Raw genomic sequence first — 13,247 nt, forward strand, 5'->3', positions numbered from 1 at the left:
CCCTCAGCGTCCGGGCAGCTCCGCGGGCGCGGCCAGGAACCGGTCGGCGGTCAGCGGCAGCGAGCGCACCCGCACCCCGGTCGCGTGGAAGGTCGCGTTGGCGACCGCCGCAGAGGTGCCGACGATGCCGATCTCGCCGATGCCGCGCGAGCCCATCGGGGTCGCGAGGGTGTCGGACTCGTCGAGCCACTCGACCTGGAGGTCGTGGACGTCGGCGTGCGAGGCGACGTGGTAGCTCGCCAGGTCCTGGGTCACGACGTGGCCGAACCGCGGGTCACGCACGGACTCCTCGAACAGCGCCGCCCCCAGGCCCATCGTCATCGCGCCGAGGAACTGCGAGCGAGCCAGGACCGGGTTGATGATCCGCCCGACGGAGTAGACGCCGAGCATCCGGGGCACCCGGATCTCGCCGGTCCAGCGGTGCACCCGCGCCTCGGCGAAGACCGCGCCGAAGGAGTGCATCGCGTGCTCCTGCTGCCGCGGGTCGGCCTCGCCGCCCGCGGTGCTCTCGGCGCCGGGGCTGGGGTGCTCGCCGTGGTCCTCGCGGAGCTGCTCGACCGCGGCCGCGATCGCGCCACCCCACGAGCTGGTGCCGGCCGATCCTCCCGCCACCGTGGCCGCGGGCAGGTCGGTGCTCGCGATCTCGACGTCGACCGAGGCGACCGGGCAGCCGAGCGCGTCGGCCGCGACCTGGGCCAGCACGGTCCAGGCGCCGGTGCCGATGTCGACGGCGCCGACCTCGACGCGGTAGCGGCCGCCCTCGAGGGCCACGACCCGCGCCTGGTTGCCCGGCATGACGTACGTCGGGTAGGTGGCCGATGCCACGCCGGTGCCCACCCACCAGTCGCCGTCCAGGGTCGAGCGGGGGGCGTCGATGCGCGAGGCCCAGCCGAAGCGCTCGGCGCCGCGGTGCAGGCAGTCGACCAGGCGACGGTCGTTCCAGGGCTGGTCGTCCTCGGGGCTGCGCGGCGGGTCGTTGAGCTCCCGCAGCGCGACCGGGTCGACGCCGGCGGCGACGGCGAGCTCGTCCATCGCCACCTCGAGCGCGTGAGCACCCGGCAGCTCGCCCGGCGCGCGCATCCACGACGGCACGGCCACGTCGAGCCGGGCCAGCCGGTGGCTGGTGCGGCGGTGCTCCCCGGCGTACATCATCCGGCTGATGGTGGCCGTCTGCTCCGCGAACTCCTTGATGGCCGAGGTCTGCTCGAGCACCTCGTGGCCGACGGCCGAGATCCGGCCGTCGCGGTCGGCCCCGAGCCGCATCCGGGAGACGGTCGCGGTGCGGTAGCCGGCCAGCGCGAACAGCTGCTGCCGGGTCAGCACCAGCTTGACCGAGCGGCCGGGCACCGCCTTCGCGGCGAGCGCGGCGACGACCTCGTGGCAGTGGGGCAGGCCCTTGGAGCCGAACCCGCCACCGACGTACGGCGCCAGCACCTGCACCTGCGCCTGCTCGAGGCCGAACAGAGGAGCGAGGGTCTTGGCGACGGGGTGGACGCCCTGGGTCGAGTCGTGCAGCACCAGCGGCCGGTCGGCGCCCTCGTCCCAGAGCGCGATGGTCGCGTGGGGCTCCATCGGGTTGTTGTGGTGGTAGGGCGTGGAGTAGGTCTGCTCGACCGTCACGGTCGCCTCGGCCATCGCCGCGTCGAGGTCGCCGACGTCGGTGTCGGTGGGGTAGCCGGCGTTGACCTTCTCCGGGGCGTCGGTCGCCGCCTCGGGCGTGAACTCGACGTGGTGCTGCTGCGTGTCGTAGGAGACCTCGACGAGCGCGGCGCCCTCGCGGGCGACCTCGAGCGACTCGGCCAGCACGACGGCGACGACCTGGCCGCGGAAGCCGACCCGGTCGTCCTGGAGGACGGCCAGCTCGCGGTCGTCGGTCTTGTCCAGGCGCGGAGCGCTGGTGTGGTCGAGGACCTCGACGACGCCGGGCTGGGCAAGGGTCTGCGTCGCGTCGACGGAGGTGACCCGGCCCTTGGCGATTGTCGACTGCACGACGACGGCGTGGAGCGCGTCCTGCGCGTGCTCGGCGGCGTACGTCGCGGTGCCGGTGACCTTGGCGCGCCCGTCGCGGCGTACGACGGAACGGCCCATCTCGCGGGCCTCGATCGGCCGCGCCGTGCGGCTGCTGGGCTCCTGGGTGATGCTCATGCGTCGATCCCCTCGGTCGTGGCGGCGCCGGCCCGGCGGGCGAGGCCGGTCAGCGCGTGGACGGTGGCGCCGCGCACCATGGCGGGCTTGTAGGCGTTGTCCGCGCCGGTGACGGCGTCGGCCAGCTCGGCGTCGGCCGCGGCGGCGATGGTCTCCTCGGTGAGCCGCTGCCCGCGCAGCCGGTCCTCGAGGGTGGTGGCGCGCCAGGGTCGGTGGGCCACCCCGCCCCACACGACGCGGAGGTCGCGCACGGTGTCGCCGTCGAGGTCGACGGCGGCGGCGACGGAGACCAGCGCGAAGGCGTACGACGCCCGGTCGCGCGCCTTGTAGTAGGTCGAGAGCCCGGCCACGGGGGAGTCGGGCAGCTCGACGGCCGTGACCAGGTCGCCGTGCTCGAGCACGGTGTCGTCCTGCGGCCGGTCGCCGGGCAGGCGGTGCAGCTCGGTCATCGGGACCCGCCGCTCCCCGCCGGGACCCTGCACGACCACCACGGCGTCGACCGCGGTCAGCGCGACCGCGAGGTCGGAGGGGTGGACGGCCACGCACGACCCCGAGGCGCCGAGGATCGCGTTGTAGCGGCCGTAGCCCTCGATCGCGGAACAGCCGCTGCCGGGCTCGCGCTTGTGGCAGGGCGTGGTGACGTCCTGGAAGTAGACGCAGCGGGTGCGCTGGAGCAGGTTGCCGGCGGTGGTGGCCTGGTGCCGGATCTGGCCCGAGGCGCCCGCGAGCAGGGCGCGGGCGACGGCCGGGTAGCGCTGCCGCACCACCGGGTGCGCGGCGAGGTCGCTGTTGCGCACGTTGGCCCCGACGCGCAGGCCGCCCTCGTGGGGCTCGATCGCGTCGAGCCCGAGCCGGGTGACGTCGACGAGCGTGCCGGGCCGCGCGACCCCGAGCTTGAGGTGGTCGACCAGGTTGCTGCCGCCGGCGACGAAGCGCGCCTCGGCATCGGCGGCCACGGCCTCGACGGCACTCGCGACGTCGTCGGGCCGGACGTAGGTGAAGGTCCTCATCGGGCCGCCTCCTCGGTGGTGGTGGGGCCGTCCGTCGCGACGCCGGCGGCGTCCTTGATGGCGGCGAGGATGTTGACGTAGGCGCCGCAGCGGCACAGGTTGCCGCTCATCCGCTCCCGCAGCTCGTCGTCGAGGTGGTCGTCGTCGAGGTCGACCTCGGCCTCGAGGTCGTCGGTGACGTGGGAGGGGTGGCCCTGCTTGAGCTCGTCCAGCGCGCCGACGGCCGAGCAGACCTGGCCCGGCGTGCAGTAGCCGCACTGGTAGGCGTCGCGGTCGAGGAAGGCCTGCTGCACGGGGTGCAGGTCACCCTCCCCGCCACCCTCGGTGGCGGCGAGACCGTCGGCGGTGGTCAGCTCGGCGCCGTCGTGCTGCACGGCCAGGCTGAGGCAGGTCAGGTGGCGTCGGCCGTCGAGGAGCACGGTGCACGAGCCGCACTGGCCGTGGTCGCACCCCTTCTTGACGGTGGTGACGCCGAGCCGCTCGCGCAGCGTGTCCAGGAGCGTGGAGCGGACGTCGACCTCGACCTCGTGCGCCCGACCGTCGACGGTCAGCGTGAGGTGGTGGCCGGTGTCCTGGGGGGAGGTTCCGGTCTGGGTGGTCACGGGAGGGCGAGTACCCAGCCCCGGGGGCGGCTCACGGGGGGCCGGTTTCCCAGGTGATGAACCCGAACCGCCTCTCTGCACACGTCGCACCGTGTGTGAGGAGGCGGTTTCCCTTCATCACCTGGGAAACCGGCAGCGGCGGGTCGGTCGGTCAGTCCCGGACCCGACCGCGCAGCTGCTTGACCTGGGAGCGGCGCTTCTTGCCCTCGGCCCGGCGGCGCTGGGAGCCACGGGTGGGCTTGGTCGGCACGCGGGGGAGCGGGGGCGGGGCGAGGGCCTCGCGCAGCCGGTCGGCCAGGCGCTGGCGGGCCGCGAGCCGGTTGCGGTGCTGCGAGCGGTGCTCGGAGGCGGTGACCGCGAGCCGCGGCCCGAGGGTGCGTACGACGCGCTCGCGCTGCGCGTCCGAGAGGGCACTCGTCGTCGTCAGGTCGAGCAGCACCTCCACCCGGCTGTCGGTGGTGTTGACCGACTGTCCTCCCGGGCCCGAGGACCGGCTGAACCGCTCGACGAGGTCGCCCTCCGGCACGGTCAGCCCCGACGGCACGCCCGGTCCGGGTCGCAGCTGCAGCCCGGCGCCCACGCCGCGCCCGCCGTCCACCGAGACCATGGGGACCAGGCTAGGGCGCGCGGCCCGCCGCCGCAGGGCGGGACCTTCGCCCCTGGTGCGAGCGACGCCGACGGGTTCGGCTTGGTCCATGGCCGAGACCGACCTCACCGCCCGCACGGCCGTACCACGGCCGCCCAGCTTCGACGTCCTGCCCCGGCAGCGGTGCCTGGAGCTGCTGTCCGCGACGACCGTGGGGCGGATCGCCTTCACGGGGCGCGACGGGCCGGTGCTGCTGCCGGTCAACTACCGGGTCGTGGGCGACGCCGTGGTGCTGCGCACCTCGAGGTCGGGGACCCTCGCGCAGCTGGCCGGGGCGGACGCCGAGGTCGTGTTCGAGGTCGACTACCACGCACCGACCTCCCGCTCGGCCTGGAGCGTCCTGGTCCGCGGCACGGCGCGGGTGGTCGAGGACCCCCACGTGCTGGACGCCGCCGAGGTCTCCCGCGGCGTCTCGTGGGTGCCCGGCGACCACGCCCTCGTCCTCGCCGTCCCGCTCGACCGGGTGACGGGACGCAGCGTCGGGTAGCGGCCTCGCCGGTCCCCGCCGGGTCCACGTCGGGGTCAGGGCGCTCGGGCCGCCCGAGCGCCGGTGTCGCGGGACACGGCGCGCAGGGGCAGCAGCACGAGGAGGCCGCCGAGCAGCAGCGCCCCCGAGGCCAGCCCGAGCAGCGTCCACATGACCGGGCGGAGCGCAGGGACCTCGGCACCGGCGGCCGCGCCCACGTCGACCCCCGCGCTGGCGTCGGCGTTCATGACGACCACGGTCCAGTCGCCGTCCTGGGGCGTCCAGGTCAGGCGCTGCGGCCCGGTGCCGGTGCTGCGCGCCGTCCAGATCCCGGCCTCCTCGGGCAGGGTCGTGGGCCGGTCGCCGCCGGAGCGCTCCAGCAGCGGTCGGTCGCCGCTCATCCCGGTCACGACGTCGCGCTCCACGCCCCGCAGGTAGTCCGCGACCGCAGCGGTCGGCGCGATCCCCACGAAGACCGGCTCGTCGGTGGACGGGGTGACGGTCAGCCGGGTGTCGCCGAGCAGCGCCTCGGGGGTGAGCGCGGGGGGCGCGTCGACGTGCAGGGCGAGGTTGGTCGAGGCCACGGCGTACGTCGGGCTGCGCAGCGGCTGCACCTCGCTCGTCACGAAGCCGTCGGCGTCGCGGGCCCCCACCTCGGCCGCCACGAGGGCACCGAAGGGGACGGCGAACCCCAGGGACAGCGTGACCACGAGGGCGCCGAGGGTCACCGACACCACGCGTCCCGCGGTCCACCCGGAGGGGTGGTGGGCCCGTGGCGGGCGGTCGGAGGGCGCACCCGCCACGGGGGCATCTGGCCCGGTGGGACCGGTGGGCCCGGACGGACCCCGGGTGGGCGGCAGCACGAGCGTGGCCTCTCGGCCCTCGTGGCCGCCCTGGACGAGGCTGAACGGCGGGTAGCGGTCGGTCATCAGGCCGGCGTAGCCCGCGACCCGGAGCACCCAGCGGTTGAGGCCGAGGACGAGGTCGAAGAGCGGCTGCGGGTAGCGGCCGGTGACGAGCAGGGTGACGCCTGCGACCAGCACCAGCAGGCCGATCAGGCCCGCTCCCCACGCGACGGGCTCGCCCCGGTCGTCGGTGGCGACCCACCACGTGCCGCTGACGAGGAGACCCACCACGACGTAGTGCGGGATGGCGAGCAGCCACCACTTCACGAGCACCAGCCCGCGGGAGAGGTGCTCGGGGTAGTCGACCTCGAGGTGTGCGGGGTAGTCGGCGACGTCGTGCAGCGTGAACGGCGGGTAGCGGTCGGTGCCCAGCGCGCCGTAGGCGTAGTAGGCCACGCGCCAGCTCCACCGCAGCACGCCGACGTTGAACTCGAAGACGCCGCGCGGGTAGCGGCCGGTGACCAGGATGCCCACGAACGCCACCACGCTCAGCAGCGTGAAGGCGAGCCAGAGGAACGCCAGCACGACGTAGTGGGGCAGCACCAGCAGCCACTTGAACAGCCACAGCCAGCGCCCCACCCCCGGGTCGAGGTCGGCGTCGACGTGCACGGGATAGGCGGTCGTGGTCATGGGGAGCTCCTGTCGTCGGTCGCACCTCGATCCTGGTGAGCGGCGGGGGCGGGGCACAGGGCACAAGGTCGCGCGTCGCCGGGACGGGTCCTCGCGGCAGGCCGGCTCGTCGGCGTACCCCTCAGGAGCCGTCGCCCATCGGGCCGCCCGGCATCATCCCGCCCTCGGTCCAGGACCGGCCGAACCACGCCCTCGACCACCGGTGCATCTGTGCGATCTCGGCGGTCTGGTCACGGACGATGGTCCTGGCCAGGGAGCCGAGCTCCGCGTGCTCCAGGCGGTCGCCGGCCAGCAGCCGGCGCGCCATCATCACGGCCGTCATGTGGTGCTGCGTCATGTCGGCCAGGAAGGCCTCGTCGAGCCGGTCGCCGTCGAGCCGGGTGAGGTCGCGCATCATCGGCTCGTACGTCGACGCCGTCGGTGCCTCGTCGAACCACTGCGACGACCAGGCCCGCATCTGCTCGACCTGGGCCGACTGGTCGGCGACGACGCGCCGGCCGAACGCCCGCATCTCGGGCCGCTCCGAGCGGCGCAGCTCGCGGGCGGCCGTGATCGCCTCCTCGTGGTGGGCGACCATGTCGACCAGGAATCGCTCCTCGCCGACGTCCGCGCCCATGCCCATGCCCGTGCCCGTGCCCGAGCCCATGCCCGACCGCTGGCCGGCGACGGGGGCCGACGGGTCCCGCGAGGCGAGGGCGGCACCGACGGCGGCCCCGCCGAGCGCGGCCAGGACCACCAGGGCCACGACGGCGGCCAGGAGGCCCCGGGACAGGTGGCGCCGCGGGGAGGTGGTGGGGCTGGTGGCGGGGTCGGTGGCGGGGTCGGTGGCGCTCATGCAGCCAGGCTCGGCCCGGTCCGACCGGTCGGCCAGGGCCGGGAGGCACGAGCCTGCGGGCCGGGCGTCCTAGCGGGCGCGGGACCTCGAGGCGACGGCCAGCCCGGCGGACCAGCCCGGGGCACGCCCACCCGGCGGCGGGGCGATGGCACCCGTGTCGTGACCGCTGCCGAGGAGCAGCCAGGCGACCAGGGAGTTGGAGTTCCACATCTCCCCGGTCGTGAGCTCGTCGCGCCCCCAGGTCGCGGTCGGGAACGACGGGACCAGGTCGAGCAGGGTGCGGGCCGCGCGCCGGTCGCTGCTCACGCGCCGGGGGCTGTCGACGGCCCCGGCCACGTCGGGGATCGTCGCGTCGACCCGGCAGCGGACCTCGTAGCGGAACAGCACCGAGCGGCCGAGCCGACGGGCTCCGACGGGCCCCGTGGCGACCACGCCCGGGCCGCGACCGTTCACGTCCCAGGCCGGCGCCATCTCCAGGGCGTGCACGTGACCGTCGAGCCGGACGAGGAGCGCCGAGTGGTAGAGGTCGCAGGGCTGCCGGTGCTCGTGCCGGGCGCACCCGGCCTCGTAGGCACGACCGCTCCAGCGGACCAGGGGGCCGCCGCCCTCGCCGCGGTCGCCCGGGCGGCCGCCCAGCGGCAGCCAGTAGAGGTCGACGCCGGCCGTCGGAGGGTGTGTGCGGGGGCTGGTCACCGTGGTCCCCACGCCCCGGTGGTGGCCGGGTGGGCGACGTCGTCCACCTCGAGCTCGACGTAGGTGAACCAGCCGCCCGCCGCCGGGTCGAGCCACCTCGCCGACCCGGAGGTGAGCACGCGACGGCCGTGGACGACCCGGTGGCCCGCCAGCGGTGTCGACCAGCGCTGGTCGGTGAAGGTCGCGCCGTCCATCGACGCGCGTGAGCGGTCCGCGGAGGTGACGTCGACGAGGTCGTGGTCCGCGTCGAAGCTCAGCTCGGCCGAGACGACCTGGTCGCCGACGGTGAGGACGCCGCGCACGTGCCGGTCGTCCACCGCCGACCACCGGACGGGGGCGTCGGCGACGGCGCCGGGGGCCAGCACCACGAGGTCGTCGAGGATCGTGACGGTCTCGCTGCGGTCCATCTCCGGCCCGGCGGCGTCGACCACGGTCACCGACGAGAGGACCTTGCCCCGCATGGTGGCGCTCGCACCGGCGTACGAGTGCAGCACGGAGACCGGCACGCCCGAGCGGGTCGCCTCCATCAGGAACAGGCGGCGTGGGTGCGCGCCGAAGGTGTTGACCTGGGTCGCCGCGAACGGCATCCACGCCGCGTCGGGGCCGCTGCGGATGCGGCCGTGCAGCTCGGCCCGCAGGCTCGTGACGCGCGGCCTGCCGACGGCCCCCGAGCGACGGACGTACGCCGCCAGCGGTGCGGGCAGGTGCCGGAGGTCGGCCTCGGTCAGCAGCCCGGGCGAGGGAGCGACCGCGGCCACGGCTGCCGCCGCCCCGTCCTGCCACCGGGCGCGGTCGCTGGTCGGGCCCACCGAGGCGAAGCCGTACGCCGCGGCGCAGGCGAGCACGACGTCGACCAGGGTGCCGGCGCGTGCGTCGCTCCATGCCGTCAGGACGGCCACCTGCGAGGCGGCGACGCCCAGCGCGGCCACCCACCACCAGGCCCGTCGTCGTGCCGCGACCAGCGCGGCGCAGGAGAGCAGGAGCGTCGCCGCCAGCAGCCAGAGCAGTCCGCCGGCGACCCCGACCTGCCCCAGCCGGGGCACCTCGGCCCAGCCGAGCCCCGCCGCCGCCCCCAGCAGGTGGATCGCCCCGTGGCCGACCAGGACGGCGACCAGGGTCCAGCGCGCGAGGGCCTTCACGGGCCGGGGACGGCGTGGGTGAGGACGTCGGTGAGCGGTCGGCGAGGGGTGCGGGGGAGGGTGCCGCGGCCGATCTGCTGCCAGCCGACCCGCACGAGCAGCTGCGGGCACAGCCCGCCGTGGAGCACCTCGTCCTGGAGCACGCGGCGGGTGGCCGGGACCTCGACCACCTGGCTGAGCGGGACCACGGAGAGGCCGGCCCGGTGGGCCGCGAGCCACAGGGCGCCGAGGGCCTGCCCGGCACCGACCCAGGCCGTGCGGTCGTCGACGGTCGTGCCGAGGAGGACCAGCCCCTCGGTGCTCCGCACGAGCTCGGCGGTGTCCACGAGGTCGGGCTGGTAGCGCGTCGGGTGCTGCACCGGGCGCCCCGTGACCGGGGGCGACGCGTCCGCGGTGGGGACGCCGTCGTCGGCGCCGCGGTCGACCCAGGCCTGCTGCTCGGCCAGGAACCGGGGGTCGGCCGCCTGGACCGAGCGTGCCCGGCCCATCAGCACCTCGAGGCGAGAGCGGTCCGTCCGGCCGGTCAGCGGCACGGCGTACGCCCCCCAGCCGGAGGCGGTGGCGGCCAGCTCGAGCAGCCGGCCGTCCGGCACCGGCCAGGCGGTGAAGCGGCGGCGGTCGGTGCACCGCTGGGCGAGACCGTCCAGCGTCGCCCGGGCGTCGGGCGGGACGTGGCCGGCGGCGAACCGGACCCGCGCGATCCAGCCGGACGTGGGGGACAGCGGGTCGACCCACGCCCGGAGGCCGAGCGCGCCGGCAGCCGTGAGCGCGTGGTGGAGGACCGCGCCGCAGCTGATGGCGAGGTTGCGCCCCTCGGGGTCGGAGACCAGGAGCTGCCGGCTCGGGTCGGGGTGGAGCTCGAGGACGTCGTCCTCGGTCGCGCGCCACCGCCACGGCTGGGTGTTCTGCACGCTCGGTGCCCGGCAGGCCAGCTCCAGGAGCCGGCCGAGGAGCAGCGGGGACACCTCGGTCACGGGGCGCGGGTCGTGACGCGCACGACCCCCGCGACTGAGGCCGCGCTCGCCTCGGCCACGGCACGGTCCTCGGTCGTCGTGGGTCCGGTGACCACCACCGATCCCGCCACGACGTCGACCTGCCAGTCGGGGTGGAGCAGGTCGCCGAACAGGGCCAGGACGTCGTCACGGATCGCCTCGTCGCCCCGGGCGCGCACCCGGAGGAGGTCGCTGCGGCTGATGACGCCGACCAGGGTGCCGGCGTCGTCGACGACGGGGAGGCTCTTGTAGCCGTGGGTGCGCATCTGCACGACCACCTCGGCGACGTCGGTGGCGGCGTGCACGGTGAGGGCGGGGGAGGTCATCACCTCGCCCGCGGTGCGTCCCGAGGTGTCCCGGGGCTCGGGCGGTGGGCGCAGGTGGGCGCGTCGGTCGGGCGGGAAGGCGTCCTGCAGCAGGTCGGCCTCGCTCACCACCCCCAGCACGCCACGGTGCTCGTCGACCACCGGGACCGCCGAGATGCGGTGGGTGGCCAGGACGGCGGCGGTCTCCTCGACGGTGCGTGTCGTGCTGACCGTGACCGGGTCCGGGGTCATGGCGTCGCGGACGAGCATGGGTTCCTCCGTGGGTGAGGGGTGTGGACGTCGGCTCCAGCCTCCCGCGGTCGTGGTGGTCCGGCGAGGGGCGAAGGTCCCCGGTGGCCGGGTCCGACCAACAGGTTCGACTACTGGGCCCTACCACCGGGCTCGACCACCGGGCTCGGGAGCGGCGCCGGCCGGCCTCGTGCGCGTAGGTTGGGGTCATGCCCGAGAACCCCGCGTCCGCTGCCCCCGCGCGGCCCATCTCGGTCTACCTCCTCGACGACCACGAGCTGGTCCGGCGCGGCATCCGGGAGCTGCTGGAGAGCGAGGGCGACTTCGTCGTCGTCGGTGAGTCGGGGCTCGCGGCCGAGGCCGCACGGCGGATCCCGGCGCTGCGCCCCGACGTGGCGGTGCTCGACGCCCGGCTGCCGGACGGCTCGGGCATCGAGGTGTGCCGCGACGTCCGGTCGCAGGACCCCTCGATCGCCGCCCTGATCCTCACGTCCTACGACGACGACGACGCGCTGTTCTCCGCGATCATGGCCGGTGCGGCGGGCTACGTCCTCAAGCAGGTGCGGGGCCACGACTTCGTCAACACCGTGCGCCAGGTGGCCGCGGGGCACTCGATGCTGGACCCGGGCGTCACCACGCAGGTGCTCGAGCGCATCCGTCGCGGGCCGCCGACCGACCCGGCCCTGGAGCAGCTGACCGCCCAGGAGCAGCGGGTCCTGGAGCTCATCGGCCAGGGCATGACCAACCGCCAGATGGCGCAGGCGATGTCCCTGGCCGAGAAGACCATCAAGAACTACGTGTCGTCGCTGCTGGCCAAGCTGCACCTCGACAGCCGCACGCAGGCGGCGATCTTCTCGCTCAACCACCGGCCCGGCTGACGTCGTACGCCGCGGCGCCCGCGCCCCGGCAGGGAGAGGTCCACGTGTCCGAGGACGCCAGGCTCGGTCTCGTACTGGACGCCGTCGTCTCGATGGGGGCGGACCTGTCCCTCGACGAGGTGCTGGCCCGCATCGTCGACATCGCCCGGGAGCTGGCCGGAGCGAGGTACGCCGCCCTCGGCGTGCTCGACTTCGGGGCGGCCCGGGGGCTGCGCATGTTCGTGCACGGGGGCATGACGCCCGCCCAGGTGAGGCGGATCGGGGACCTGCCGACCGGGCACGGTCTGCTGGGGCTGCTCATCGACCGGCCGCAGCCCCTGCGGCTGCGCGAGATCGCCGAGCACCCCGTCTCGTTCGGGTTCCCGCCGGGCCACCCGCCGATGAGCTCCTTCCTCGGGGTCCCGATCCGGATCGGCGGGCGCGTCTTCGGCAACCTCTACCTGACCGAGAAGGTCGGGAAGGGTGACTTCACCCAGGCCGACGAGGACCTGGTGGTGGCGCTGGCCGCGGCGGCCGGCGTCGCGGTGGAGAACGCGCGCCTGCACGAGGAGGCGGCGCGCCGACAGGACTGGCTGGCCGCCACGGCGGAGATCACCGGGCTGCTCGCGGGCGTCACCCCGGTGCGCGAGGCGCTGGAGGTGGTGGCCGAGCGGGCGCGCCAGGTGGCGAGTGCCGACGTGGCCTGGATCGTCGTCGGGTCCGCGCTCGGGTCGGCGGTCGGGACGGGGGACGGGTCGGGGTCGGGGTCGGGGTCGGGGCCCGGCTCCGGGCTGGTCGTCGAGGCGGTGGCGGGGCCGACCGGACCCACCCGCGAGCTGGCGTCGGTGCCGCTGGCGGGCACCTTCTCCGACCAGGTCGTGGCCACCGGGGAGCCGGTGACGGTCCCCGACCTGAGGTCCCGGGGCAGCGCTCCCGCGGCCCTGGCCGACCTGGGGTGGCCCGTCCTGGGGCCGGCGATCATCGTGCCCCTGCGCACGCGCGACGTCGTGGTGGGGGCGCTCGGCCTGGCCTGGACACCCGGACGGGTGGCGCGCTTCCACGAGGTCGACGCCCACCTCCCCGCGAGCTTCGCCGAGCAGGCGGCCCTCGCGCTGGAGGTGCTGCGCGCGCGGGAGGTCGAGCAGCGTCTCGCGCTGCTGGAGGACCGCGACCGGATCGGCCGTGACCTGCACGACCTGGTCATCCAGCGGATCTTCGCGGTGGGGCTGGGGCTGGAGATGGTCAGCCGGACGACGGGAGAGCCCGAGACGGGTCGACGGCTGGAGGCCGCGGTCGAGGACCTCGACGCCACCATCCGTGACATCCGCCGCTCCATCTTCGCGCTCGGCTCCACGCAGGGTGCCGCGGACCTGCAGAGCGAGGTGACCAGCCTGGTGGACCGTGCGGCCACGACGCTGAAGTTCCGGCCGACCCTCACCCTGGACGGACCACTCCGCACGCGTGTCGGCGACGAGGTGGCCCCGCACCTGCTCGCCGTGCTCGGGGAGGCCCTGTCCAACGCCTCGCGCCACGCCGACGCCCACGCCATCGCGGTCTCCGTCACCGTGGGTGACGCCCTGGAGCTGGTGGTCAGCGACGACGGTCGAGGCCTGCCCCCCGACGTCCGGGAGAGCGGGCTGGGTCACATCCGGGAGCGAGCTGCACTGCTCCACGGCAGCTGCGCCGTCGAGTCGTCCGACGCGGGCACCACGATCACCTGGACGGTCCCGCTGCCCTGAGGCAGCCCCCCCCCCCCCCCCCCCCCCCCCCCCC

General features: G+C 75.4%; 13 protein-coding genes. 3 read left to right on the forward strand and 10 right to left on the reverse strand.

Features of this window, described 5'->3' with window-relative positions:
• Window positions 1-3: 3 nt before the first annotated feature.
• The 4 genes from ASG49_RS04735 to arfB all read right to left on the reverse strand — a co-directional run bounded on the left by ASG49_RS04735 (window position 4) and on the right by arfB (window position 4,364).
• Entirely contained in the window at window positions 4-2,145 is a 2,142-nt protein-coding gene (locus ASG49_RS04735; protein ID WP_056537699.1) for a xanthine dehydrogenase family protein molybdopterin-binding subunit, read from the reverse strand.
• Window positions 2,142-3,155 (reverse strand): xanthine dehydrogenase family protein subunit M, encoded by a 1,014-nt coding sequence (locus ASG49_RS04740; protein WP_056537703.1) that lies wholly within the window; start codon window positions 3,153-3,155, stop codon window positions 2,142-2,144. Before ASG49_RS04740 ends, ASG49_RS04735 begins: the two co-directional genes overlap by 4 nt.
• Entirely contained in the window at window positions 3,152-3,757 is a 606-nt protein-coding gene (locus tag ASG49_RS04745) for a 2Fe-2S iron-sulfur cluster-binding protein (protein WP_056537706.1), read from the reverse strand. Before ASG49_RS04745 ends, ASG49_RS04740 begins: the two co-directional genes overlap by 4 nt.
• Before the next feature lie 151 nt (window positions 3,758-3,908).
• Window positions 3,909-4,364 (reverse strand): alternative ribosome rescue aminoacyl-tRNA hydrolase ArfB, encoded by a 456-nt coding sequence (gene arfB, locus ASG49_RS04750; protein WP_056537709.1) that lies wholly within the window; start codon window positions 4,362-4,364, stop codon window positions 3,909-3,911.
• Between the two features lie 88 nt (window positions 4,365-4,452).
• Between arfB and ASG49_RS04755 the strand changes: the two genes are divergently transcribed.
• A complete protein-coding gene (locus ASG49_RS04755) occupies window positions 4,453-4,890 on the forward strand; it encodes a pyridoxamine 5'-phosphate oxidase family protein (RefSeq protein ID WP_056537712.1) in 438 nt (145 codons plus the stop codon).
• Window positions 4,891-4,925: 35 nt separating this feature from the next.
• Here ASG49_RS04755 and ASG49_RS04760 read toward each other — a convergent pair whose 3' ends face one another.
• The 6 genes from ASG49_RS04760 to ASG49_RS04785 all read right to left on the reverse strand — a co-directional run bounded on the left by ASG49_RS04760 (window position 4,926) and on the right by ASG49_RS04785 (window position 10,638).
• Window positions 4,926-6,404 carry a DUF4389 domain-containing protein gene (locus ASG49_RS04760; protein ID WP_056537715.1) on the reverse strand — a complete coding sequence of 493 codons (1,479 nt, stop codon included), beginning with the start codon at window positions 6,402-6,404 and terminating at the stop codon, window positions 4,926-4,928.
• A gap of 121 nt (window positions 6,405-6,525) precedes the next feature.
• A complete protein-coding gene (locus tag ASG49_RS19260) occupies window positions 6,526-7,239 on the reverse strand; it encodes a DUF305 domain-containing protein (protein ID WP_056537718.1) in 714 nt (237 codons plus the stop codon).
• 69 nt (window positions 7,240-7,308) lie between these two features.
• Window positions 7,309-7,932, reverse strand: a complete 624-nt coding sequence (locus ASG49_RS04770) for a hypothetical protein (protein ID WP_056539794.1) — start codon at window positions 7,930-7,932, stop codon at window positions 7,309-7,311.
• Window positions 7,929-9,071: a DUF6544 family protein gene (locus ASG49_RS04775; protein WP_056537720.1), complete on the reverse strand. Its 1,143-nt coding sequence runs from the start codon at window positions 9,069-9,071 to the stop codon at window positions 7,929-7,931. The genes ASG49_RS04770 and ASG49_RS04775 overlap by 4 nt, the downstream gene beginning before the upstream one ends.
• Complete coding sequence (locus ASG49_RS04780) at window positions 9,068-10,045, reverse strand: nitroreductase family protein (RefSeq protein ID WP_056537723.1); 978 nt, start codon at window positions 10,043-10,045, stop codon at window positions 9,068-9,070. Before ASG49_RS04780 ends, ASG49_RS04775 begins: the two co-directional genes overlap by 4 nt.
• Window positions 10,042-10,638: a CBS domain-containing protein gene (locus ASG49_RS04785; RefSeq protein WP_056537726.1), complete on the reverse strand. Its 597-nt coding sequence runs from the start codon at window positions 10,636-10,638 to the stop codon at window positions 10,042-10,044. The genes ASG49_RS04780 and ASG49_RS04785 overlap by 4 nt, the downstream gene beginning before the upstream one ends.
• Before the next feature lie 188 nt (window positions 10,639-10,826).
• On the opposite strand from ASG49_RS04785, the gene ASG49_RS04790 reads away from it, so the two are divergent.
• Both ASG49_RS04790 and ASG49_RS04795 read left to right on the forward strand, forming a co-directional pair.
• Window positions 10,827-11,495 (forward strand): response regulator transcription factor, encoded by a 669-nt coding sequence (locus ASG49_RS04790; protein WP_056537729.1) that lies wholly within the window; start codon window positions 10,827-10,829, stop codon window positions 11,493-11,495.
• Between the two features lie 44 nt (window positions 11,496-11,539).
• The gene (locus tag ASG49_RS04795) at window positions 11,540-13,213 is read left to right on the forward strand and encodes a GAF domain-containing protein (RefSeq protein WP_056537731.1); all 1,674 of its coding nucleotides are present in this window, start codon (window positions 11,540-11,542) and stop codon (window positions 13,211-13,213) included.
• Window positions 13,214-13,247 lie beyond the last annotated feature (34 nt).

Source organism: Marmoricola sp. Leaf446, assembly GCF_001424755.1.
Taxonomy (GTDB): Bacteria; Actinomycetota; Actinomycetes; order Propionibacteriales; family Nocardioidaceae; genus Marmoricola.